The sequence below is a fragment of the Marinomonas pontica genome (assembly GCF_026191375.1).
GTDB lineage: Bacteria > Pseudomonadota > Gammaproteobacteria > Pseudomonadales > Marinomonadaceae > Marinomonas > Marinomonas pontica.
In genome coordinates this window covers 54,658-77,016 of sequence record NZ_JAODTL010000045.1, presented here as the reverse complement: position 1 = coordinate 77,016, position 22,359 = coordinate 54,658, and the positions used below count along the sequence as shown (strand labels likewise).

Genomic DNA, 22,359 nt, shown 5'->3' with positions numbered 1-22,359 from the left:
CATCATACCATTAACTCTTTGTAGTTTGCTGCTAAGCGCCTGTAATTCCATGAATTTAAATATGGAACAGCCACAACCCCAAGCTCAAAAAGCCACTGTGAATACCCCAGTAGAAAACACACTGCCTCCAAGCATCTACCACCCAAGGAAAAGCTCCGACGTTTCGGACGCCTTAGCGGCGAACTACACTTCGGCAAAAACGTTTTATGAGCAAGGTGAATTTCAGAAAGCCCTAGACCTGTTAGAGAGCGATGTTTTACCAACCACCTCCTCAATACAATTCAACGCTTATCTATTGGCAGCACAAACCGCCGCTTATTTAGACAACGCGACAGACGCAATGCACTATTTAGAGCAAGCCGATACCTTGCCTGCCGCGCGTCATCCAGATAATCAAAACATTCTAAAAGAGTCGAAAGCGTCTTTATTGGAGTACTTTGGAAATTGGTCTGATGCGGTTCGCCTACGCATGGATCTAACGTACAACTTGCCATTGAACGAGGGCGATGAGAATCAAGCCAAATTATGGACAGCCATTCAAAACCTTTCTCAAAACGACCTGGATGAACTATCACAGCAAAATATTCCGTTACTGAATGGCTGGTTAACCATCAGCAGTATTTTGCGAGATCAATCTTTATCAATCGAGCAACAGCTCACTATGTTTGAGAAATGGCAGACAGCCAACCCAAACCATCCAGCATCACTTACACCACCGCAAGACTTTTTGATCATGTCATCGGTCAAAGAAATGGCACCTCAAAAGATTGTCTTATTATTGCCAATGAGCGGTAAGCTCGAGCGCGCCTCTCAAGCCATAGTTGATGGTTTTTTTGCCACCTACTACAGCCAGAAAGAAGCCAGACCAACGGTGAGCGTTGTAGATATCGATGCCTTCCCAACGGTTTTAGACGCCCTTAATGCCGCAAATGAAAAACAGCCTGATGTTATTATTGGCCCACTGCAAAAAAACAATGTCGCTCAAGTCAGTCGTCAAGAGCTGCCTTATCCCGTTATTGCATTAAACCAGCTGGACATAAATCAACACCCTAAAAATTTGTACCATTTTTCACTCAGTGCTGACGATGAAATTCACGAAATCATCACTTTTGCAAAAAAAGAAGGCGCTAAAAAGGCCGCTATATTAAGCATCCAAGACACTTGGGCATTAAAACAAAGTGACGAATTTCGAGCGGCTGCCAGCAAGGAAAATGTTGATATCATTTCCAACCAGTCCTACGCCAACACCCCGAAAGGACGACAAGATGCTATCCAGAAATTGTTATTGATCAATGAAAGTTTTGCCCGTAAGAGACTCATTGAACAATGGACGGGAACAAACGTAGAAAGCATCGCAAGATCACGAGAAGATTTGGATTATGTCTACTACGTTGGCAAACTAAATGACGCAAAACAAATCCGCCCTCTTTTGGATTTCTATTTTGCTGACAAAATCCCAATGCTAGCCAGCAGCACCTTGAACGACAGCGCTCCCGAAAAATCTACGAAGTCAGAAGACATTGAACGAATTTTATTTACTGAGCTACCCGCTCTAACTCCCAAAAACGTCACATTAAGCTCAGTACTCAAAAATCAAAACTCAAACATTTTACGCAGACTGCAAGCGCTTGGTGCTGATTCCTATTTACTGGCTAATAAATACCCACTGTTTACACTATTGCCAAGCACTAAAATTTCAGCAAACACAGGCATTATCACCATTGATGAAAATGGCATTTTTCATAAACGACCTGAAATCATGACTTACCGAAAAGGAAATTTGGTATATGCGAACAGTCAGCAATTTTTTGAACAAAAGGAAAGTATCGAAAAATAATGGCCAAAAAGCCGAGCAAGTCGCTGAAAAGCATTTACTCAAAGAAGGCCTTCGCTTTATTGAAAGAAATTTTTTCTGCCGCATGGGTGAAATTGATTTAATTTTCTTAGACAAAGACACTTATGTCTTTATCGAAGTACGTTACAGAGCAAACGCCATGCATGGTAGCGCAGCAGAGAGCTTAAGCACTGCCAAACTAAAAAAAGTGCGCAACAGTGCGGCATTATGGCTGCAGAAAAACAGCAAAGAACACCATGCAAGTCGATTCGATGCAATATTATTTGATGAAAAAATAGACTCACAACACTTAACTTGGCTAAAAGCAGTATTTTAATCACTATGGATTTTCAAGAAGCAATCTATACACAATTTGCCCAAAGCTTTGAGGCACAACAGCAAGCACTCGAAAGCTTACCACCCTATATAGAGCATGCCGCTAAGGTGATCTTTACCAGCATCGCTTCTGGGGGCAAAGTCATATGCATTGGCAATAGCACCGGATCCCACCTCTCCCAATATTTTAGCACCCTGATGCTGGATAGAATGGACAGAGAACGTCCAGGACTACCCGCCATCAACCTAAGCGGAGAAGGGTCTGCTTTACTGGCCATTACGCATAATGACAGCTATCACGATGTGTTCTCTAAACAAATAACCGCACTAGGAAACCCTGGCGATATTTTGTTTGTGGTAGCCAACAAAGGCAATACATCCCCCATCATTCAGGCCATTCAAGCGGCACACGAGCGCAAAATGAGCATAGTGGCGCTCACCAGCCCAGAAGCCAAAAATGTCTCCTCACTCACCTCTCAAGATGACACCGAGATTAAAATCAACCTACTGGGCACAGCCCGAACACACGAATGCCAGCTCACAGTCATTCATATTTTAGTGGATTTGCTGGAGCGCCAATTATTTGGCTATGAAGACTAGCCCAAGAGAATTACGAGAAATATTGAATACAAAAAAACCGCATATGAAGTGACCCCATAAAGTTGGACTATCCAATTACTGGGGGTCACTTCAAGAGCGGTTTTTTGTATTGTTAAACTATTTAACCACTTTCAATTGAAAGCCTTTTTTAGGTTCAGGCGGCGTCGGAGTTGGAGTTGGCTCTAAATCAAAGTCTTCTTCAGGAAAAACAAGACCATCACCATTCTCTTTTGCATAAAGCGCTAATGCAGCAGAAATAGGAACATAGACCTGCATAGGTCGGCCACTAAAGCGCGCTTCGAAAGACACAGCATCTTTGTCCATGATCAAATGACGCACCGCAGACATGCTAATATTTAGCACTATTTGCCCATCATTAATAAACTCCGTAGGCACCACGACCCCTTCCTGCTCAGCATCCACCAAAAGGTAAGGCGTCATATCGTTATCCGCAACCCAAGAATAAGCCGCATTCAATAAATAAGATCGTTTCGGTAACATCGTCATTTCCACCCACAATTATTTTCATAAAAAAAGGAGCGGTTAGGCTCCTATTTTTGCAACTCAACTAAACTCAACAAACATCAAGGTTTAGTCTAAACGCATTTCTTGCTCAGCTTCAGACAAGCTTTCTTGGAATGATTCGCGAGCAAAAACAAGATCCATATACTTATACAGCGCTCTTGCTTGCTCTTTAGGAATCTCAACACCCAACACAGGAAGACGCCATAAGATCGGAGCCAAACAACAATCCACGATAGTGAACTCGTCACTCATGAAATAGGGTTTTTCTTCAAAAATTGGCGCGACGTTTAACAAACCTTCACGCAATTCTTTTTGCGCTTGAGCTACGGCTTCTTTGTCTTTACTCGTCAAAATCAGATCAACTAATTTAGCCCAATCGCGCTGAATACGGTACATAAACAAACGACTTTCAGCACGCGCTACTGGGTAAACAGGAAGCAACGGAGGATGAGGGAAACGCTCGTCCAAATATTCCATCATGACATTTGGCTCATACAAAACCAAGTCACGGTCAACCAAAGCTGGAAGCTCGTTGTATGGATTAACATCAGCCAATTCATCTGGCTTGTTAAATGGGTCTACATCTATGATGTCCACTGTGACGGCTTTTTCAGCCAATACAATACGAACTCTATGGCTGTAATGATCTTCTCCATCTGAGAAGAACGTCATTGAGGAGCGCTTTGCAATAACACCCATGTCTAACCCCTATATTGAAAACATCAACGCCCTCTTCGAAAAAGAGGACAAGCTATAATATGGAGATGAAGTAACAAAAATATTACATAACTTCATCACACTCAAAATTCTTCTACGCTTTAACAAAGCGCGCAGCTCTAGAAAACAAAAGATTCATACAAACCATAAAACTCTTGTTTTATAAAGCCGATATTCTAACATTTTTTCAAACGCTTTTTCTTAGAAAATTCGATTTGAATGATAGTAACACTGTATGTATTTGAAGCAAAAAAAACGCTTGGCGAAAACACCAAGCGTTTTGATAATAATTCCAAAGCGAAAATTAACGCTTAGAGAACTGAGGACGACGACGTGCTTTGCGTAGACCAACTTTCTTACGTTCAACTTCACGAGAGTCGCGAGTAACGAATCCTGCAGAACGTAGAGTACGACGTAGAGTTTCATCGTATTGCATCAATGCACGTGTGATACCGTGACGGATCGCACCAGCTTGACCAGAGATACCACCACCTTTAACAGTGATGTAAACATCAAACTTTTCAGTTGCTTCAACAAGCTCAAGAGGCTGACGAACAACCATGCGAGCAGTTTCACGACCAAAGTACTGATCAATTGAACGGTTGTTGATAACTAGGTTACCAGAACCGGCTTTTAGGAACACACGAGCGGTAGACGTTTTACGACGACCTGTACCGTAGTATTGAGTAGCTGACATAATGATCTTCCGTATTAAATGTTAAGGGCTTGAGGCTGTTGAGCAGCATGTGGATGCTCAGTACCAGCGTACACTTTCATTTTCTTGTGCATTGCACGGCCCAAAGGACCTTTTGGCAACATACCTTTTACGGCGATTTCAAGAACGCGCTCAGGAGCGTGATCAATCAACTTCTCGAAATTCATAGAACGCAAGCCGCCTGGGTAACCAGTGTGGCGGTAGTATTGTTTCGCAGCTGCTTTGTTACCAGTAACGTGAATTTTCTCTGCATTGATAACAACGATGTAATCACCAGTGTCAACGTGTGGAGTGTATTCCGCTTTATGCTTACCGCGTAGACGGCGAGCAATTTCAGTAGCCAAGCGACCTAGAGTTTTGCCTTCAGCATCAACCACGAACCAGTCGCGGCGAACTTCAGCAGGTTTAGCTGTAAAAGTTTTCATCAAAAAACCCTATCAATATGCATGCTCAATGGCACGCTATACCTATTATTATTGGTTGGCCTGATGCAAAACATCAGATCAACGTACACTTACCTTTAAAAAGGCGAGCGAAGTATACAACAAGACAATCTGTTTTGAAAGTCAAAAGGTGTTACGGACGATGCTCCAAAGACAAGTATTCTTCGGACTGCATTTCCAGCAATCGACTCACCGTTCGATCATATTCAAAGGCCAAGCGTGTACCGGTATAAATATCTGGAATCGCCACTTCAGCAGAAAAAATCACCTTCACATGGCGATCATAGAACTCATCCACCAAGTTAATAAAACGTCTCGCTAAGTCATCTCTTGACGCGTCCATTTGAGGCAAATTGGAAATAATCACTGTACTGTAGACACGAGCAAGCTCAATATAGTCAACCTGACTTCTTGGCCCATCACACAATGCCTTGATATCAAACCAAGCAAGACCTTCACAACTACGCAGTAAGGGGATATCACGCCCTTCAACTTCTGCAGAGCCACCTTCAACAATGTGCGATGCATCCGAAATCAAGCTCATGAACCGCTCATGCAACGCCTCGTCTGCCTCGTCACTTAGTGGGAAATGATAAAGCTTAGCTTGTTTCAAAGTACGCAATCGGTAATCCACACCGCCATCAACATTCATAACTTTTGTGTGCTTTTTAACCAGATCAATGGCTGGCAAGAAGCGCGCACGTTGCAATCCATTTTTATAAAGCCCATCTGGCTCAATATTGGACGTCGCAACCAAAGTCGTGCCATTTTTAAACAACACATCCAACAGCCCAGCCAAAATCATTGCATCGGTAATGTCTGTTACAAAGAATTCGTCAAAGCACAACACTTGCGCTTTCGCAGAAATTTGCTTACCCACAATTTCCAGCGGGTTTTTGACATCATTCAATTTACGCAGTTCCTGATGAACCATTTGCATAAAACGATGAAAGTGCAAACGCATTTTCTTTTCCGTCGGTAAGCAATCAAAAAACGTATCCATCAAATACGTTTTTCCTCGCCCAACACCACCCCAAAAATACAGCCCCTGTTCCACTTCTGGGGCTTTTTTCTTAAGAAAGCGGCCAAAAATACCTTCTGCAGGTTTATTGGACTGACTTGCCACTAAACGATCAAATAATTCTTGAAGAGCCTCTACCGCTTCTTCTTGAGCTGGATCATAATGAAAGTCTTCTCTTGTTAAATCTTGCTTGTAACGTGTAATGGGTGTCATCGCCGCTCTTTCGTTCAATTGAGTGAATTGCATTCATTCTAACAAATTGCAACTTAAACAACACCTATCAAGCTGTTATCGTAGGGGTGATTTCGCTATAATGGATCATCTGTTTTTTGGAGAAAGTCATGAACTTAGAAGAATTCAATATTATTATCTTTATTACTGGCATTATTGTTGGTTGCGTTGCCACGCTGGCTGTTAAAAGCTTTAGCACTAAACAGCAAAGCAAACAAACAGCGTCGAATTCAAATATCATTACCATCAAATCGCTACAACAAGAACTAGACAACAAACAAGTCATCATTGATAACTTCTTTACAGACAGTAACGAGCAACTTACTTTCGTTGAAAAGCGCTTAACAGAATTAAGAAATTGCCTTGCCAGCAACGCAAGCCAATTAAGCAGCGTAACCATTGAAGCTGCGCCTTCTACTCCAAACACAAACAACACAGAGGAAACGTCAATCACCGAACCACCACGTGATTACGCTCTAAAAAAAGACAAAGAACCAGGCATGCTGAGTGAGAGTTTTGGTCTAGACGACAGAAATTTGGATCTAGAACCCAAACGAACCATATAAAAAAACGGGCTTTACGCCCGTTTTTTTATGCCAAGAATCACGCCATCAAGCTGGGTTATCTATATCAATAAAAACAGAGTCCAGCCCATGACTGGACAAGAACGCTGACATTGCCTTTGCTCCAAATCGTTCTGTAGCATGATGCCCAGCCGCAATAAAATGAATCCCCATCTCTCTTGCGACATGAATTGTTTGCTCAGACACCTCTCCCGTAATAAATACGTCGGCATCAGCCTCAATCGCCTGCTCTATATAGCCTTGAGCCCCCCCAGTACACAACGCAACACGATGAATTGCACGGTCATTAACACACTCAAACAGAATGTCTCGACCCACGGCACACTCAACATTTTTTTGAAATACAGCGGCCGAAACTGACTCATTCAATTCGCCGACGATACCAATGGACTCCTCAATAGGCACACCAAGCTGTAAAGCAGATCGATTCAAAAGCCCAATGGCATTCGCTAGCCCAGCGTTATTACCCAATTTAGGATGCGCATCTAATGGTAAATGGTAGCCATATAAGTTAATGTCATTTTTGATCAAAGCCGCAATACGTCGATGTTTCATCCCAATAATTCTAGGGTCTTCATTTTTCCAGAAATAGCCATGATGAACAAAAATCGCATCGGCTTGATACTCGACCGCCGCATCAATCAACGCCTGACTCGCGGTAACACCAGTAACAACTCGTTGAATGTCTTTTTTCCCTTCCACCTGCAACCCATTGGGCGCATAATCTTTGAAACGACTCGGATTCAACGTCTTGTTTAGCAATAACTCAAATTCACTGCGTAGCAAAGCAACTCCTTAAAAATATGAACCAAAAAAACTACTGGACACCTGTCATTATCTCCATTCTTGCGGGCACTTGTATAGGCCTTACCACACTGCTCATACAAGAGAAGCAAAAAATCGCTGACTTCAGTTATTCAAACTCTGTTCTTGTCGCCACACCATCAGTCGTCAACATTTTCACTCAGGTTAGCCAGCGGAAAAAGCTGAATACTAATAATGACGTTAAACACAGCGTCAACTTAGGCTCAGGGGTTATCGCCACAAGAGATGGGTACATTTTAACCAACCATCATGTTATTCAAAATGCGCAAAGCATCGTCATTGCATTGCACGATGACAGACGCATAGAGGCCAAATTGATTGGGTCCGACCCCTCAACAGATCTAGCCATTTTGAAAATCGATTTACCAAATTTAGATAGCATTACCATGGGGGACAGCAACAAAGTCTCCGTTGGAGATCGCATTCTAGCAATTGGCAATCCATTTGGTATTGGGCAAACCGTCACCGCAGGCATCATCAGCGCAAAGGGCCGCAACAGCATAGGCCTCAACACCTATGAAAATTTTTTACAAACCGATGCCGCTATCAACCCAGGCAATTCTGGTGGCGCATTGGTGAATTTAAAGGGTGAGCTTATCGGCATTAGTTCCGCTATTTACTCTAGCACAGGCGGATCACAAGGCATTGGTTTTGCCACCCCAGTAAACGATGCACTCGACGTCATGGAGAGCATTATCAAACATGGCGAAGTAGTGCGCGGATACCTTGGGATGGACGCCCAAAAAATCACACAAACCTTAGCAGAGAATTTGGCACTGCCCGCCACTCACGGACTACTCGTAAGTGATATAACCAAGGAAAGTCCAGCTGAAAAAGCGGGGATAGAAGTGGGAGATATTATATTAGAAATTAACAACAATCCGAGTGAAGACCCCTTTAAAGTAAGACGACTGATTGCGTCATTAAAACCAGGGACACACATTTCACTAGTGGGCATTCGTGGGCAGCAATCCTATCAAACAAACGTCACGCTAGAAAAACAACCCACAATGCAACGCATCACCTATTAGCCCTTAAAGACTAACGAACATGTTCAACCTGCTCTTTTAACAGCTGAAGACTGCGCTCGAAGTTCGCACCTGCAATGTCATTAGCAAACAAGGCAAGGTATGGACTTAGTAAACCGGCGCTCAAGTCACCTTCTATTACCCACTTAACTACAGTGCCGCCATTACTGGATTGCAATGCAATTTCATTGTGTACAAGGTTCACTTTCGGCTTAGGGCGAACATCGAAACGAATCAGATCCGCAGACACATCAGTAAACGACAACACTCCTTGTTCAACCACATCGTTATATTGCAAAGCGACAGAGTCACCTTGCTTTAAAACGCCTTCTGATTGAACAACATGACCACCCTGAATAAACATCCACTCTGGCAGACAGTCACCACTGAGCATTACACTGTAAACTCGATCACTGGGAGCGCCAATTAACACACTTCGCTCCACTCGATATGCCGTAGGCAAAAAGAACCCAACAAACACCAAAAGCAAAATAATCAGCGCCAAAATACGCGTTATTTTCCTCAGCTGATACAGTGCTGCTGGATGCGACGATGACGATTTAGTCACGATCAAGCATCCTTTAAAATACGATACTCTGCTGACATGGCATGAGCCTCTAACGATTCACCACGAGCAAGTGGCGAAGCAATTTTCGCCAATTCACTTGCCCCTTCAGGTGAACAATAGATCAACGAGCTGCGCTTTTGAAAATCATAAACACCCAAAGGTGATGAAAAACGAGCGGTTCCTGACGTAGGCAAAACATGGTTCGGCCCAGCACAGTAATCCCCTAAAGCCTCAGGAGTGTGACGACCCATAAAGATAGCGCCCGCATGTCGAATTTTCTCGACCCACTTTTCTGGATCATCAATTGACAATTCAAGGTGTTCCGCAGCCACTATATTTGCGATGTCCATCGCTTCATCCATATTTTCAACATGGATAAACGCACCACGCCCTTCTAACGAAGCTTTAATAATCTCTTTACGGCTCTGATTGTCTATTAAACGCTCCATGGAGGCTTTTACAGCCTTAATGAAAGCCAGATCAGGAGAAATCAAAATAGATTGAGCGTCTTCATCATGTTCTGCTTGAGAAAACAAATCCATAGCGATCCAATCTGGATCTGTCTTACCATCGCAAACCACCAGAATTTCGGAAGGCCCAGCAATCATGTCGATACCCACGACACCAAACACCATTTTTTTCGCCGTTGCGACGTAGATGTTACCAGGCCCAACAATCTTATCCACTTTAGGAATAGTTTCGGTACCATAAGCTAATGCAGCAACCGCTTGAGCACCGCCAATAGTAAACACACGATCAACGCCGGCAATATAAGCAGCCGCCAAAACGATATCATTCACCAAGCCATCAGGCGTTGGCACCACCATAATAATTTCACCAACTCCCGCCACTTTGGCCGGCATGACATTCATTAAAACAGAAGAAGGATAAGCAGCTTTACCCCCTGGCACATACACACCCACTCGATCTAATGGCGTGACTTTTTGCCCCAACACAGTACCGTCTTCTTCTTGATACTGCCAAGAAGGCTGTTTTTGACGCTCATGGTAATCACGAACGCGCTTGGCAGCAGCCTCTAGACTTGCGACCAATTCTGCACTGACGCGCTCTTTTGCTAAAGCCAGTGCTTCACGGGAGATTTCCAATTCGGATGACACTGCAACCTGACGACGATCAAATCGGTTAGTAAACTCAATCACCGCCGCGTCACCACGAAGACGAACTTGCTCTACAATGTTTGCTACTGCGCTTTGAACTCCATCGTCAGAGACAGAGTCCCAAGCAAGCAGAACCTCTAGCTCACTACGAAAATCATCTGAACTAGACGTAAATTCACGAATATTAAGGTTCAATTACTTACCCTCATTATTGTCAACAGCGCGTCTTATCATTTCCAAAATAGGTTCAATTTCTGAATACTTTGTTTTATAAGCCGCTTTATTTACAACCAGACGCGTACTAATCGGAGCAATCAATTCACGAGCTTCAAGGCCGTTAGCTTTGAGCGTATTACCCGTATCAACGATATCAACGATCAAATCCGCTAACCCCATAATAGGCGCCAACTCCATCGCACCATAGAGCTTGATAACATCGGCCTGAATACCCTGCTCGGCAAAATACGCTTTTGCCGTTTTAATGAATTTAGACGCTACCTTCAAACGTCGATTTGGCAAAGGCTGCCCCACCACGCCAGCGGTCATCAATCGGCATTTTGCGATTTTTAGATCCAGCAATTCATATAGATTTTTGGTAGAAGCTTCCATCAAAACATCTTTACCAGCAACACCAAAGTCCGCCACACCATGATCAACATAAGTGGGTACATCCGTCGCTCGTAAAATAACCAGTTTAATATGGTCATGGTTAGTGTCAAAAATCAGCTTTCGACTTTTGCTAATATCTTCAAGCGGAACGATATTCGCCTTTTCTAAAAGCGGTAAAGTTTCACCAAGGATGCGCCCTTTCGATAGCGCAATCGTCAACGTTTTGCTCATATTAATTTAAAACCCGTGAAATTTTCGCACCCAACGCACCGAATTTTTCTTCAATACATTCGTAACCACGATCGATGTGGTAAATACGGTCAATCTTAGTATCACCTTCAGCAACCAAAGCAGACAACACCAAACTCGCCGAAGCTCGCAAGTCAGTCGCCATTACCGGCGCACCCTTAAGGCGCTCGCAACCTCGGACAATCGCTGTGTTACCTGTTACCTCAATGTCGGCACCCATACGTAGCATTTCATCCACGTGCATAAAGCGGTTTTCGAAAATATTTTCGATCACTCGGCCCACCCCGTTTGCAACGGAGTTTAGTGCCACAAATTGAGCTTGCATGTCAGTTGGGAAAGCAGGATAAGGCGCGGTACTGATATTAACTGCGTCTGGACGTCGACCTTCCATATCCACTTCAATCCAGTCTTCCCCGCTGGAGACTTTTGCACCAGCTTCTTCTAGTTTGGACAACACTGCCTCAAGAGACTTAACGTTTGTGTCGATCACTCTGACCTTTCCGCCAGTAATCGCAGCCGCAACCAAGAAGGTTCCCGTTTCAATTCGATCAGGCATGACTGGATAGCTTGTACCATGCAAGGCCTCAACACCCTCAATGACGATAGTGTCGGTGCCATGACCAGTGATTTTAGCCCCCATCGCAATAAGACACTCGGCCAAATCAACAACTTCAGGTTCACGTGCGGCGTTTTCTAGAATAGTTTGACCATCTGCCAATGTTGCTGCCATCAGAAGATTCTCAGTACCTGTCACGGTCACTTTGTCAAAAAAGATACGCGCACCTTTCAGACGACCATCGACACTGGCGACAATATCGCCACCTTCTACACTAATCGTTGCACCCATCGCTTCTAATCCGCGCAAATGCAGATCCACAGGGCGACTACCAATCGCACAGCCACCAGGAAGAGATACGATCGCTTTACCAAAATGACTCACCAAAGGACCGAGCACCAAAATGGAGGCGCGCATGGTTTTTACAAGCTCATAAGGAGCTTCGCAGTTATTCAATGTAGAAACGTCCAACTGAACGCTCATTTTCTCATCCACGACAACGCCACACCCCATCGAGCCCAAGAGCTCCAGCATGGTAGTGATATCGTGTAAATGCGGAAGATTTTTAATGGTGATCAGTTCTTTCGTTAACAAAGTTGCCGCTAAAATTGGCAACGCAGCATTTTTCGCGCCAGACGCACGAACCACACCATTAAGCCGAGTACCACCGGTAATCAGAAGCTTGTCCATATAATTAATCTCTTATAAACGCTATTTTATAGTTTATTTGCTTGTTCTGGCGTGTAGGTTTTCATGGTTACGGCATGAATCGCGCCACTAGAAATGGCTTCTTGGAGGTGAGAATATACAAGTTGCTGTCTCTTAACGGTCGACAAACCTTCAAATTCACTCGTCACTACCACTACTTGAAAATTACAACCTTCGCCCTCTGCAACCACATCACAGTTAGGGATAGAGGATTCTAAAAGTGCTTTAACTTCAGCTGCGTTCACAGTCGCTCCAATAGATAAATATACTTAATTTGGTTTATTCTACCTTAGTACAGCCAACTACTTAACACCTCTTAGGCGAACTCTGAAGAAAAAACTGGCTGTTTTCTTAGATTTTATTCAAGGCTGACAATCTGCCAGACAAAAAAATCCGAATCCACAAAATGGACTCGGATTTTAAGAAATGAAATTGCGGAAATTTAGACTATGATTTTTTTGCCAAAGACTCACGCCAAGCATTAATCGCCAATTCAATATTGTTCTTATTTTGCTCCATCATCACGCCAAACTGCTTACGGAACGTTAAGCCAAAATTAATGTTATTAATCACAATATTACTCAATAACCAACGCCCCTGCTTAGACTCTTCCATATAAAAGGAAATATTTAACAAGCCACCCGCTTCCATTTGAAAGTCAACATCCACTTTCGTTTCTTTACCACGACCTTGAGGCCCCAAAGGCAGCACCTCAATACGATCAGCATCCAACTCAAGCAACGATGCCCCATAGGTTTTTAGCAACGTATCTTTTGTGACGGTTGCAAAACGCACTCGCTGTTCAGGTGAGGCACGACGGTAGTATTTCCCCATCACTTTTTTAGAGAAGTCATCAAAATCAACAACATTCTCCAAAATGGCGTTTACCCTTTCTTCAAGCAGAGCTGGGTCCTTTGACAAAACGTCTTTATCCGCAACAATCTGTGTACGAAAAGCATCCACCACCTCAATGACGGCCTCTCTAGCCGCTTCTTCATTCGACCAAGCTAAACTGGCACCAACGACAGAAAAAATTAAAAAAGCACGTGACAACAATTTCAACATATTACTTCTCCGAATCACCGGCTTTAAATAAAAACTGACTAATTAACGTCTCTAACACCAACGCGGACTGCGTGTCGAATATTTCACCGCCGTCAGTCAGCATTTCATCATCAGCACCGATAGACAGCCCCAAGTATTTCTCACCCAATAGGCCGCTAGTCAAAATAGCAATCGAACTATCAGTAGGAATATTGTTCACATCAGAGTCAATATTCATTGTAACAAGCCCCATATAAAGCTCTTTATCAAGAGTAATGGACTCCACACTGCCGATGGTCACACCCGCAATGGTTACCTTGGCACGATTACTTAAACCACCTATGTCATCAAATCTCGCCACAATCTGGTAAGTGTCCTTTTTGTCAGTAAAAGCCAACCCACTTACCTGCACCGCCAGATAAACAAACGCCAAAATACCCAATAAAATAAAAGACCCAACAAACAATTCCGTGCGCTTACTTCTCATTTTAAAAATCTCCAAACATGGCGGCGGTTAATACAAAGTCCAACGCCAAAATAGCCAATGAACCTAAAACAACAGTGCGGGTCGTGGCTTTACCAATCCCTTCGGAAGTTGGCACACACTCATACCCTTGATATACCGCAATCCAAGTAACGGCAATTGAAAAACACACAGCTTTAATAAAGCCATTTACGATGTCAGTGTCAAAATAAACTGATTGCTGCATCAGAGACCAAAAAGCGCCATCATGAACACCCAACCAATTCACAGAAACCACCAGACCACCGATAATACCGGTGGTGGAAAAAATCAAACTCAGCAATGGCAGACAGATAACGCCAGCAATAAACCTAGGAGCAATAACCCGACGTAACGGATCAACCCCCATCATTTCAAAGCTAGACAACTGCTCTGTCGCTTTCATTAGACCAATCTCAGCCGTTAAGGAAGACCCCGCACGCCCAGCAAACAACAACGCCGTTACCACAGGCCCAAGCTCTCGAAGTAACGCCAATGCCAGCAATTGCCCCACCGCCTCTTCGGAACCAAATTTGGCCAAGATGCTGTAACCTTGCAAGGCCAACACCATACCAATAAACGCACCCGAAACAACGACAATCACCAGCGACAACACACCAACAGAATACAGTTGCTTAATCAGCAGATTAATCGATTCTTTAAAACGTACCGGCAATCTAAAAATACTTTGCGCCAAAAATATGCCCGCTCGACCAACCGACTCAATCCAGTCAAGTAACGCACCGCCCAGTAATGCAACCATTTTCATACCGTCACCTCGACACCAGCCCGATCTTTTTCGGGGTAATGAAACGGCACAGGGCCATCTGGCTCGCCATTTAAAAATTGCTTCACTTCAGCGTCATCCGACATCCTAATATCTTCTGGCGACCCTTCTGCAATCACTCGACCACCAGCCAAGATACAAACATGATCGGCGATAGAAAGAGACTCTTCAACATCATGGGAGACCAATACAGACGTCATATTCGCAGATTCATTTAACTGACGAATCAGCTTCACCAGCACACCTTTAGAAATAGGGTCTTGCCCGGTAAAAGGCTCATCATACATGACTAACTCGGGGTCCAACGCGATCGCTCTAGCCAATGCTACTCGTCGCGCCATACCACCAGAAAGTTCAGAAGGCTTTAGTTGAGCCGCACCACGCAAACCGACACTATGAAGTTTTTCCAACACTTTTTCGTTGATGGCTTTTGCATCAAGCTTAGTGTGTTCTTCCATTGGGAAAGCGATATTTTCAGCCACAGACATGTCACTGAACAAAGCACCACTTTGAAATAACATCCCCATTTTCTTTCGCACTTTATAAAGTTCAGACCTGGATAACATATGAACATTTTTACCGTCCACGAGCACCAACCCCGAATCTGGTGACAATTGAGCCGCAATTAAACGCAATAACGTGGTTTTACCCGTACCACTTGGCCCCATAACCGCGGTGATTTTACCTCTTGGGATAGTAAGAGAAACATTTTCATAAATGACACGATCCCCTCTCGAAAAGCTCAAATCTTGGACTTCTATATAAGCATCAGCCACGAGTACACCTTTATCATCCTTTCTAAATATCGCCTGATACTATCACTGCCCCTTAACAATTAGAATCGCAGCAAGGGCAAATCTAATTTGTTTGCAAGATCAAGCCTTGAATTTCATCGTCAAACCTCATTAAATGGTGCTTTCCTTTTCTACGAGTATTATCAACGATATGTTGCTGTTTTCCATCGCCCTTGTTGCAGGCTTAATTTTACTGGTTTTGAGTTCCGATAAATTCATAGAGCACTCAGCTCTGGTTGCAAAAAAACTAAACGTCAACCCAATGGTGATTGGTATCACACTAGTGGCATTTGGAACATCCGCACCAGAAATGGTGGTTTCTGCCATTGCTGCACTTGATAATGCACCTGAAATTGCCATCGGCAATGTGCTGGGCTCCAATATTGCCAACATTGCTTTGGTCCTTGGTATCACCCTGTTATTTTCAGCCATTCCAATCGCCCAAGGCCTTTCAACGAAAGAAGTACCTTTAGTGCTTGCTATTACACTACTAACGGGCTTCTTATTATTCGATCAAACACTTGAAGCTTGGGATGGCATTATCCTGATTGCCGCTTTTTTGATTGTATTAATCCTGTTATTGCGAGGCAGCAAAGATCTAGAAGACGAGCTAGATGAACTGTCGGAGCATGAAGACACCTCTATAGGAAAGTCTTTAATCATTGCTTTAATTGGATTGGCTGTTTTGATTGGTAGTTCCAAACTGCTTGTTTGGGGAGCAATAGGCATTGCGACCGCACTTGGGGTAAGCGAGCTTGTCATTGGTTTAACCATAGTTGCTATTGGAACAAGCCTTCCTGAACTCGCTGCCTCTGTAAGCAGTGTCAGAAAGGGTCATCACGACATCGCAATTGGTAACGTACTGGGTTCTAACATTTTCAATTTAGCCACCGTACTTCCATTGCCCGCATTGCTTGCACCTGGAGTCATTGATTCAAGCGTCACTCACAGAGACTTTCCCTGGGTTCTTGGTTTAACACTGACATTGGCGCTTGCCATTTACATTTTCAAGAAAACCAAGAAGAACGCGATCCCAAGATGGGTTGGACTTCCTCTCATCGCTTGCTATGGCGTGTATTTATTCATACTTAGCACCAACGGCTCAATGTAATGTCGTATTTAACGGATCAGATTCGACCAAAACTCATTTTTGTTGCGGCAGCGATTATTCTTGGTGCCGGCCTGCTAGGCTGGTATAGCACAACCCCCATAAAAAATCTGGTTCAGACAGATTCATTGCGCAACTCTCCCGATTACTTTATTACCAAAGTAAAAGTCAAAGAGTTTGATCAAAATGGTGAATTGATAGAAACACTGAACGCCCAGCAAACACTGCACTTTGTGACTGAATCCAAGACGCTACTCGAAAACCCCAGTATTGAACGCTACTCTAATTCAGGACAATGGCACGCAAAAGCAGATAAAGGGGTTATCGATGATGGAAGTAATGATATTCTATTAACCGATAATGTCATTGCAACTAAGACATTTCTAAAGTCGGAAGACATTCAGCTTAGTTCAAACAACATGCATTACAAAGACAGCGACAAATCAATTACCAGTTATGGAGCGGCGACACTGACCTCTACACAAGGCGAGACCTCCGCTGGTACGATTACCACTTATATAAATTCAGAAGAAGTCGTGATGACAGGATCTGTACGAGGAAAATATGAAACGATTCATTAACGCCAGCATGTTGCTCACCACTGCCCTTATTGGCCAATATACGTACGCACTGCCTGATGACATCAACAAACCACTAGAGATTCAAGCGGATGAAGCATCGTTCGATCAAAATTCAGGTCAAGCCATTTACAAAGGCAACGTCTTTGTAAAACAAGGTTCTATTGAAATCCAAGCCGAATACCTGAAAGTTTCGACAGACGCAAATACGCGTAAATTTAGCAGCCTCGAAGCGTCAGGTTCACCAGCCAAATTCAGCCAGCAAGTGGACTGGAGTGGCAACATTGTGATCAGTAAAGGCAATGAAATACACTATCAAACAGACGAATCTAAATTAGAAATCATTGGCGATGGTTATTTAAGCCGCATTCAAAACTCCATCACCGCAGACTACATTCTGTACATGATTCAAGACGGCACATTCAGCGCAGAGAAAAAAGATTCGGGACGCGTATCCATGACATTACAACCACAAGCGCCTGAGGCAAAACAATAGATGGCCTTACTAGAAGCAAAGCACCTTGCTAAAAGCTACAAAAAAAGAAAAAGTCGTAAAAGACGTTTCTATCTCAGTAGAGTCCGGCCAAGCCGTCGGCTTGCTCGGCCCCAATGGCGCAGGAAAAACCACATGCTTTTACATGATCGTTGGCATGGTGGCTAATGATGCGGGTGGTATCTTTATCGATGGCCACGACATCACCCACGATGCCATGCACACTCGTGCCCAAAAAGGCATTGGCTACTTACCTCAAGAAGCGTCCATTTTTCGTAAAATGTCTGTTGAAGACAACATTTTGGCCATCCTTGAAACGCGCAAAGAGCTAAGTAAAGACGATCAAAAAGCAAGGCTTGAAGAACTTCTCGAAGAGTTTCACATCACCCACATCCGCACCAACCTTGGGATGGCGCTCTCCGGTGGCGAAAGACGTCGGGTGGAGATTGCCAGAGCACTTGCCATGAACCCAAAATTCATACTGCTTGATGAACCTTTTGCTGGTGTAGACCCTATTTCAGTTGGCGACATCAAGCTCATAATAAAACACCTACAAGAGAGTGGAATTGGCGTTCTAATCACAGATCACAACGTCAGAGAAACACTCGACATCTGCGATAAAGCCTACATTGTCGGCAATGGCTACATCATTGCTTCTGGTGACGCGAGTACGGTCATCAACAATGAACAGGTAAAAAAGGTCTATTTAGGCGACGACTTCCGCCTGTAACCCCTTATCATTGCTGTAGAAAGGGAGTAGTATGCACAACTCGTTCCAATTCATTCAAACAAAAAGAGTTGCTCTATGAAGCAGTCTTTGCAATTAAAACTCGGTCAACAGCTGACCATGACGCCTCAACTGCAACAAGCCATTCGCTTGCTGCAGCTTTCTACGTTGGATTTAAAGCAAGAAATCCATGAATTTTTAGAGTCCAATCCACTTCTTGAGCTCGATGACGAAGAACATACGAACAGTGATACTCAAGCAAGCATCGAATCCAAAATTGCAACAGAAACACCAATAGAAACAAACAGCGAAGAAGCGCGTTTAGAATCTGAGTGGACAGAAAGCATACCAGAAGAGTTATCAATAGACAGTAACTGGGATGACACTTACCAAAGTTCTGCTGCCGTTAGCGACAGCAATAGCTTTGAAAGTGAAAGCGATTTTGAAAGCCGTAACGCACCCGCTGAAAGCATCCAAGACCACCTTATTTGGCAATTGAATCTGACCCATATGTCGGACAGAGACATTGAAATTGCTTACGCGATTATTGAGTGTGTGCAGCCTGATGGGTATTTAAGCATTACACCCGAGGACATTTGCGAATCACTCAGTACAGAGCTAGAAGAGCTGGAAATTGACGAAGTTATTGCTGTGCAGCACCGACTTCAGCGCTTCGACCCTGTTGGCGTTTGCTCTATCGATTTACGAGATTGCTTACTTGTTCAATTGGAAGCCTTTCACAGCCATCCATTATTCAAAAGCACTTACAATTTAATCGATCATTACCTACCACTTTTAGGCAATCGTGATTTCGCTCAGCTGAGCCGAAAGACAAAACTAAAAGACGAAGCGTTAAAAGAAGTTATTCATTTAATTCAACAACTAAACCCCAGACCTGGCTCAGTTATTGACGCTGATGACACAGACTATGTCATCCCTGATGTGTCCGTCAAAAAACGCAATGATGTCTGGCAAGTAGAGCTAAACAACGACGCTCTCCCCCATAAAAATCAACGAAACGTATTCTGCAATGGCGAGTACAGCCACCACAACGGAAGATGCGACTTACATAAAAACATCGCTTCAAGAAGCCAAGTGGTTCATGAAAAGCCTTCAAAGCCGAAACGAAACGTTGTTAAAAGTGGCCAGCTGCATCGTTAGTAGACAAATAGATTTCTTTGAACTGGGTGAAGAAGCCATGAAACCCATGGTGCTTCACGATGTGGCCGAAGAAGTGGGAATGCATGAATCGACCATTTCAAGGGTGACAACTCAGAAATACATGCACACCCCAAAAGGCATTTTTGAACTAAAATACTTTTTCTCAAGCCATGTAAACACAGCATCAGGTGGAGAGTGTTCCTCTACCGCCATTCGCGCCATGATCAAAAAGCTTGTTTCAGACGAACCGGCGAAAAAACCATTAAGCGACAATAAACTCGCTGCCATTTTGGCAGACCAAGGCATACAGGTTGCCAGACGAACGGTAGCCAAATATCGTGAGGCGATGAATATCCCTCCTTCCAATGAACGAAAACGACTGATCTAAACGGAAACCATTTTATCATGTCATTGAAATCATTATTAAAAGCAGACCTAGTTCTTGCTAAACAAGATATCGTTAGTAAAAAACGCGTTTTAGAAAGCATTGCCGAAGTCGCTTCAAATCGTCTACATTGCAACAACGAAGCTGTCTACGATGCCTTACTTGGCCGTGAAAAACTCGGAAGCACAGGTATTGGCAATGGCATAGCGATTCCCCATTGTCGACTAGAGTCAGCCAATCACACTGCCATCGTCGTGATGTCACTGCAAACGCCAGTCGACTTCGATGCCATCGACAAAAGAGCGGTTGATCTGATCTTTGCGCTTATCGTTCCTCCTCATGAATGCGACCAACACCTTGCTACTCTGGCGCAAATTGCCGAATTAGCACAGTCTTCAGAGGCGCTAGACAAATTGCGAACTGCAAACAATAACGAAGAGTTATTTACTATTTTTAACACACTAATATAGGTACGGCGTATGCAGGAAGAGTCTATCGTCATAATAAATAAGCTGGGCTTGCATGCTCGTGCCGCCGGCAAACTCATCGAAACCACTACACGCTTTTCTTGCGACATCACCATCGAAAAAGATGGTCGCAACGTAGATGGAAAAAGCATCATGGCAATGATGATGCTTGCGGCGGGAAAAGGCACAGAAATACGCATTAAAACCAATGGTGACGACGAAAAAGAAGCCATTGAAGCCATCATTGAGCTGATTAATAATCGCTTTGGTGAAGACGAGTAACGTTCAGATGCCAGAACAAAGCACCCTAAATCATTTGCAAACAGTGACCGAATCCCTTGAATCGGGCGCTACCATGCAAATCCGTTATCTGCTTAACGGTGCTTTACCTGCACAAGATGTCGCTCGCTTACTAGAATCCTCCCCTCCCAAAGAGCGTAAACTGCTCTGGGAGCTCATAGAAGCAAAAAACGAAGGCGAAGTATTACAATATCTTAGTGAAGATATTGGTGTTCAGTTCATGAAAAATATGGACACTGAGCGCCTTATTGCCGTCTCTGAACACTTTGAAAGCGATGACCTCGCTGACCTTTTACAGCACCTACCTGAAAAAGTTGTAAAAGAAGTTCTTGCTTCCATGACAACGCAAGACAGAACCAGAGTAGAAGCGCTTCTAAGCTACTCAGAAGATTCTGCCGGCGGCCTGATGAATACGGACACGATTACGATTCGTCCAAACATCACTGTCGATCTCGTCTTTCGCTACCTACGCAGACACTCAACCTTGCCTGATATGACCGACAACCTACTGGTTGTGAGTCGTTCGGACAAACTTTTAGGCACACTGCCGCTGACAAAATTGTTAGTTTCTGATGTAAACGCAACCGTACGCGACATTATGGAAACCGAATTCACGGTTATCAATGCGGAAACCCCTGCGAGCGAAGTGGCGCAGCTTTTTGAAAAAATGGACCTTGTCTCCGCTCCCGTTATCGACGGAGCAAGCAGAAAACTGCTAGGGCGTATTACCATCGATGACGTGGTTGACGTAATTCGTGATGAAGCCGAACATTCTATGTTAAGCATGGCGGGGCTTGATGACGATGAAGACACCTTTTCCCCAATAATGAAAACCACCAAACGCCGGGCCGTTTGGCTTGGAATTAACCTTATTACCGCGTTCATCGCCTCTTATGTCATTGGATTATTCCAGAACACGCTTGACCAAGTGGTCGCGCTCGCTATCCTAATGCCCATCGTTGCCAGCATGGGAGGAATTGCTGGATCTCAGGTATTGACCCTTGTCATCCGAGGCATTGCCCTTAACCAGATAGGCTCCACAAACACGCGCTGGCTGCTTAATAGAGAGCTGATTGTAGGGCTTTTAAATGGACTATTGTGGGCAACAGTGATTGCCGCACTCACCGCACTTTGGTTTGACAACATAAAGATTGCCTATATCATTGCAGGCGCCACCATAATAAACCTGCTATTTGCAGCAACCACTGGTACACTCCTGCCAATTTTTTTGAAAAAGATTGGTATCGACCCTGCCCTTGCTGGCAGCGTTATTTTAACAACCGTGACCGATGTTATTGGATTTCTTTCCTTCCTTGGTCTAGCTACTATTTTTTTAATATAGGTTC

26 protein-coding genes and 2 pseudogenes are annotated in these 22,359 nt (G+C 43.9%); 13 read left to right on the top strand and 15 right to left on the bottom strand.

Annotated features, from left to right (window positions below):
- Nucleotides 1-61 precede the first annotated feature (61 nt).
- The 3 genes from N5P32_RS12315 to N5P32_RS12305 are packed head-to-tail and all read left to right on the top strand — an operon-like array spanning nt 62 to nt 2,770.
- Nucleotides 62-1,837: a penicillin-binding protein activator gene (locus tag N5P32_RS12315; RefSeq protein WP_265729347.1), complete on the top strand. Its 1,776-nt coding sequence runs from the start codon at nt 62-64 to the stop codon at nt 1,835-1,837.
- A complete protein-coding gene (locus N5P32_RS12310) occupies nt 1,788-2,171 on the top strand; it encodes a YraN family protein (RefSeq protein ID WP_265729346.1) in 384 nt (127 codons plus the stop codon). The genes N5P32_RS12315 and N5P32_RS12310 overlap by 50 nt, the downstream gene beginning before the upstream one ends.
- 5 nt (nt 2,172-2,176) lie before the next feature.
- Nucleotides 2,177-2,770 carry an SIS domain-containing protein gene (locus tag N5P32_RS12305; RefSeq protein WP_265729345.1) on the top strand — a complete coding sequence of 198 codons (594 nt, stop codon included), beginning with the start codon at nt 2,177-2,179 and terminating at the stop codon, nt 2,768-2,770.
- Nucleotides 2,771-2,887: 117 nt separating this feature from the next.
- On the opposite strand, the gene N5P32_RS12300 is transcribed toward N5P32_RS12305, so the two are convergent.
- The 5 genes from N5P32_RS12300 to zapE all read right to left on the bottom strand — a co-directional run bounded on the left by N5P32_RS12300 (nt 2,888) and on the right by zapE (nt 6,404).
- Nucleotides 2,888-3,271: a ClpXP protease specificity-enhancing factor gene (locus tag N5P32_RS12300; RefSeq protein ID WP_265729344.1), complete on the bottom strand. Its 384-nt coding sequence runs from the start codon at nt 3,269-3,271 to the stop codon at nt 2,888-2,890.
- Nucleotides 3,272-3,361: 90 nt separating this feature from the next.
- Complete coding sequence (locus N5P32_RS12295; RefSeq protein WP_110572968.1) at nt 3,362-3,994, bottom strand: glutathione S-transferase N-terminal domain-containing protein; 633 nt, start codon at nt 3,992-3,994, stop codon at nt 3,362-3,364.
- Between the two features lie 322 nt (nt 3,995-4,316).
- Complete coding sequence (gene rpsI / locus N5P32_RS12290) at nt 4,317-4,709, bottom strand: 30S ribosomal protein S9 (protein WP_265729343.1); 393 nt, start codon at nt 4,707-4,709, stop codon at nt 4,317-4,319.
- Between the two features lie 14 nt (nt 4,710-4,723).
- A complete protein-coding gene (rplM, locus tag N5P32_RS12285; protein ID WP_012070101.1) occupies nt 4,724-5,152 on the bottom strand; it encodes a 50S ribosomal protein L13 in 429 nt (142 codons plus the stop codon).
- A 151-nt stretch (nt 5,153-5,303) separates the two neighbouring features.
- Nucleotides 5,304-6,404 carry a cell division protein ZapE gene (gene zapE / locus N5P32_RS12280; protein WP_265729342.1) on the bottom strand — a complete coding sequence of 367 codons (1,101 nt, stop codon included), beginning with the start codon at nt 6,402-6,404 and terminating at the stop codon, nt 5,304-5,306.
- A gap of 128 nt (nt 6,405-6,532) precedes the next feature.
- On the opposite strand from zapE, the gene N5P32_RS12275 reads away from it, so the two are divergent.
- Nucleotides 6,533-6,988, top strand: coding sequence for a ZapG family protein (locus tag N5P32_RS12275; RefSeq protein ID WP_265729341.1), 456 nt, complete (start codon nt 6,533-6,535; stop codon nt 6,986-6,988).
- Nucleotides 6,989-7,033: 45 nt separating this feature from the next.
- Here the strand turns inward: N5P32_RS12275 and N5P32_RS12270 are convergent, their stop codons facing one another.
- The gene (locus tag N5P32_RS12270; protein ID WP_265729340.1) at nt 7,034-7,792 is read right to left on the bottom strand and encodes a Nif3-like dinuclear metal center hexameric protein; all 759 of its coding nucleotides are present in this window, start codon (nt 7,790-7,792) and stop codon (nt 7,034-7,036) included.
- A 17-nt stretch (nt 7,793-7,809) separates the two neighbouring features.
- On the opposite strand from N5P32_RS12270, the gene N5P32_RS12265 reads away from it, so the two are divergent.
- Nucleotides 7,810-8,862: a S1C family serine protease gene (locus tag N5P32_RS12265; protein WP_265729339.1), complete on the top strand. Its 1,053-nt coding sequence runs from the start codon at nt 7,810-7,812 to the stop codon at nt 8,860-8,862.
- A 10-nt stretch (nt 8,863-8,872) separates the two neighbouring features.
- On the opposite strand, the gene N5P32_RS12260 is transcribed toward N5P32_RS12265, so the two are convergent.
- The 9 genes from N5P32_RS12260 to N5P32_RS12220 all read right to left on the bottom strand — a co-directional run bounded on the left by N5P32_RS12260 (nt 8,873) and on the right by N5P32_RS12220 (nt 15,776).
- On the bottom strand, nt 8,873-9,427 hold the full coding sequence (locus N5P32_RS12260; protein WP_265729338.1) for an SRPBCC family protein: 555 nt from the start codon (nt 9,425-9,427) through the stop codon (nt 8,873-8,875).
- Nucleotides 9,428-9,429: 2 nt separating this feature from the next.
- A complete protein-coding gene (gene hisD, locus N5P32_RS12255; protein ID WP_265729337.1) occupies nt 9,430-10,740 on the bottom strand; it encodes a histidinol dehydrogenase in 1,311 nt (436 codons plus the stop codon).
- Nucleotides 10,741-11,385: an ATP phosphoribosyltransferase gene (gene hisG, locus N5P32_RS12250; RefSeq protein WP_265729336.1), complete on the bottom strand. Its 645-nt coding sequence runs from the start codon at nt 11,383-11,385 to the stop codon at nt 10,741-10,743. It lies immediately after the preceding gene.
- 1 nt (nt 11,386) lies between these two features.
- On the bottom strand, nt 11,387-12,649 hold the full coding sequence (gene murA / locus N5P32_RS12245) for a UDP-N-acetylglucosamine 1-carboxyvinyltransferase (protein ID WP_265729335.1): 1,263 nt from the start codon (nt 12,647-12,649) through the stop codon (nt 11,387-11,389).
- A gap of 26 nt (nt 12,650-12,675) precedes the next feature.
- Nucleotides 12,676-12,912: a BolA family protein gene (locus N5P32_RS12240; protein ID WP_265729334.1), complete on the bottom strand. Its 237-nt coding sequence runs from the start codon at nt 12,910-12,912 to the stop codon at nt 12,676-12,678.
- A gap of 202 nt (nt 12,913-13,114) precedes the next feature.
- Nucleotides 13,115-13,732: an MlaC/ttg2D family ABC transporter substrate-binding protein gene (locus tag N5P32_RS12235; protein ID WP_265729333.1), complete on the bottom strand. Its 618-nt coding sequence runs from the start codon at nt 13,730-13,732 to the stop codon at nt 13,115-13,117.
- A 1-nt stretch (nt 13,733) separates the two neighbouring features.
- Entirely contained in the window at nt 13,734-14,198 is a 465-nt protein-coding gene (gene mlaD / locus N5P32_RS12230; RefSeq protein WP_265729332.1) for an outer membrane lipid asymmetry maintenance protein MlaD, read from the bottom strand.
- A gap of 1 nt (nt 14,199) precedes the next feature.
- Complete coding sequence (mlaE, locus tag N5P32_RS12225; RefSeq protein ID WP_265729331.1) at nt 14,200-14,982, bottom strand: lipid asymmetry maintenance ABC transporter permease subunit MlaE; 783 nt, start codon at nt 14,980-14,982, stop codon at nt 14,200-14,202.
- Nucleotides 14,979-15,776 (bottom strand): ABC transporter ATP-binding protein, encoded by a 798-nt coding sequence (locus tag N5P32_RS12220; protein WP_265729330.1) that lies wholly within the window; start codon nt 15,774-15,776, stop codon nt 14,979-14,981. The genes mlaE and N5P32_RS12220 overlap by 4 nt, the downstream gene beginning before the upstream one ends.
- A 169-nt stretch (nt 15,777-15,945) precedes the next feature.
- On the opposite strand from N5P32_RS12220, the gene N5P32_RS12215 reads away from it, so the two are divergent.
- The 8 genes and pseudogenes from N5P32_RS12215 (at nt 15,946) to mgtE (ending at nt 22,355) form a co-directional block, all read left to right on the top strand.
- Entirely contained in the window at nt 15,946-16,905 is a 960-nt protein-coding gene (locus tag N5P32_RS12215) for a calcium/sodium antiporter (RefSeq protein ID WP_265729329.1), read from the top strand.
- On the top strand, nt 16,905-17,483 hold the full coding sequence (lptC, locus tag N5P32_RS12210; RefSeq protein WP_265729328.1) for an LPS export ABC transporter periplasmic protein LptC: 579 nt from the start codon (nt 16,905-16,907) through the stop codon (nt 17,481-17,483). The genes N5P32_RS12215 and lptC overlap by 1 nt, the downstream gene beginning before the upstream one ends.
- Nucleotides 17,467-17,976, top strand: coding sequence for a lipopolysaccharide transport periplasmic protein LptA (lptA, locus tag N5P32_RS12205; RefSeq protein ID WP_265729327.1), 510 nt, complete (start codon nt 17,467-17,469; stop codon nt 17,974-17,976). Before lptC ends, lptA begins: the two co-directional genes overlap by 17 nt.
- Nucleotides 17,977-18,703: pseudogene (lptB, locus tag N5P32_RS12200) on the top strand (LPS export ABC transporter ATP-binding protein).
- Nucleotides 18,704-18,778: 75 nt separating this feature from the next.
- Nucleotides 18,779-20,249, top strand: a pseudogene (locus N5P32_RS12195) (RNA polymerase factor sigma-54).
- Between the two features lie 17 nt (nt 20,250-20,266).
- Nucleotides 20,267-20,716 carry a PTS IIA-like nitrogen regulatory protein PtsN gene (gene ptsN / locus N5P32_RS12190; protein WP_265729326.1) on the top strand — a complete coding sequence of 150 codons (450 nt, stop codon included), beginning with the start codon at nt 20,267-20,269 and terminating at the stop codon, nt 20,714-20,716.
- Between the two features lie 9 nt (nt 20,717-20,725).
- Nucleotides 20,726-20,995: an HPr family phosphocarrier protein gene (locus N5P32_RS12185; protein ID WP_265729325.1), complete on the top strand. Its 270-nt coding sequence runs from the start codon at nt 20,726-20,728 to the stop codon at nt 20,993-20,995.
- Between the two features lie 7 nt (nt 20,996-21,002).
- On the top strand, nt 21,003-22,355 hold the full coding sequence (gene mgtE, locus N5P32_RS12180) for a magnesium transporter (protein WP_265729324.1): 1,353 nt from the start codon (nt 21,003-21,005) through the stop codon (nt 22,353-22,355).
- Nucleotides 22,356-22,359 lie beyond the last annotated feature (4 nt).

Coding starts and splice junctions, on each gene's coding strand:
- N5P32_RS12315 (WP_265729347.1), top strand. CDS start 62: ATGGAACAGCCACAACCCCAAGCTCAAAAAGCCACTGTGAATACCCCA.
- N5P32_RS12310 (WP_265729346.1), top strand. CDS start 1,788: ATGCGAACAGTCAGCAATTTTTTGAACAAAAGGAAAGTATCGAAAAAT.
- N5P32_RS12305 (WP_265729345.1), top strand. CDS start 2,177: ATGGATTTTCAAGAAGCAATCTATACACAATTTGCCCAAAGCTTTGAG.
- N5P32_RS12300 (WP_265729344.1), bottom strand. CDS start 3,271: ATGTTACCGAAACGATCTTATTTATTGAATGCGGCTTATTCTTGGGTT.
- N5P32_RS12295 (WP_110572968.1), bottom strand. CDS start 3,994: ATGGGTGTTATTGCAAAGCGCTCCTCAATGACGTTCTTCTCAGATGGA.
- rpsI (WP_265729343.1), bottom strand. CDS start 4,709: ATGTCAGCTACTCAATACTACGGTACAGGTCGTCGTAAAACGTCTACC.
- rplM (WP_012070101.1), bottom strand. CDS start 5,152: ATGAAAACTTTTACAGCTAAACCTGCTGAAGTTCGCCGCGACTGGTTC.
- zapE (WP_265729342.1), bottom strand. CDS start 6,404: ATGACACCCATTACACGTTACAAGCAAGATTTAACAAGAGAAGACTTT.
- N5P32_RS12275 (WP_265729341.1), top strand. CDS start 6,533: ATGAACTTAGAAGAATTCAATATTATTATCTTTATTACTGGCATTATT.
- N5P32_RS12265 (WP_265729339.1), top strand. CDS start 7,810: ATGAACCAAAAAAACTACTGGACACCTGTCATTATCTCCATTCTTGCG.
- hisG (WP_265729336.1), bottom strand. CDS start 11,385: ATGAGCAAAACGTTGACGATTGCGCTATCGAAAGGGCGCATCCTTGGT.
- murA (WP_265729335.1), bottom strand. CDS start 12,649: ATGGACAAGCTTCTGATTACCGGTGGTACTCGGCTTAATGGTGTGGTT.
- N5P32_RS12235 (WP_265729333.1), bottom strand. CDS start 13,732: ATGTTGAAATTGTTGTCACGTGCTTTTTTAATTTTTTCTGTCGTTGGT.
- mlaD (WP_265729332.1), bottom strand. CDS start 14,198: ATGAGAAGTAAGCGCACGGAATTGTTTGTTGGGTCTTTTATTTTATTG.
- mlaE (WP_265729331.1), bottom strand. CDS start 14,982: ATGAAAATGGTTGCATTACTGGGCGGTGCGTTACTTGACTGGATTGAG.
- N5P32_RS12215 (WP_265729329.1), top strand. CDS start 15,946: ATGTTGCTGTTTTCCATCGCCCTTGTTGCAGGCTTAATTTTACTGGTT.
- lptC (WP_265729328.1), top strand. CDS start 16,905: ATGTCGTATTTAACGGATCAGATTCGACCAAAACTCATTTTTGTTGCG.
- lptA (WP_265729327.1), top strand. CDS start 17,467: ATGAAACGATTCATTAACGCCAGCATGTTGCTCACCACTGCCCTTATT.
- ptsN (WP_265729326.1), top strand. CDS start 20,267: ATGTCATTGAAATCATTATTAAAAGCAGACCTAGTTCTTGCTAAACAA.
- N5P32_RS12185 (WP_265729325.1), top strand. CDS start 20,726: ATGCAGGAAGAGTCTATCGTCATAATAAATAAGCTGGGCTTGCATGCT.
- mgtE (WP_265729324.1), top strand. CDS start 21,003: ATGCCAGAACAAAGCACCCTAAATCATTTGCAAACAGTGACCGAATCC.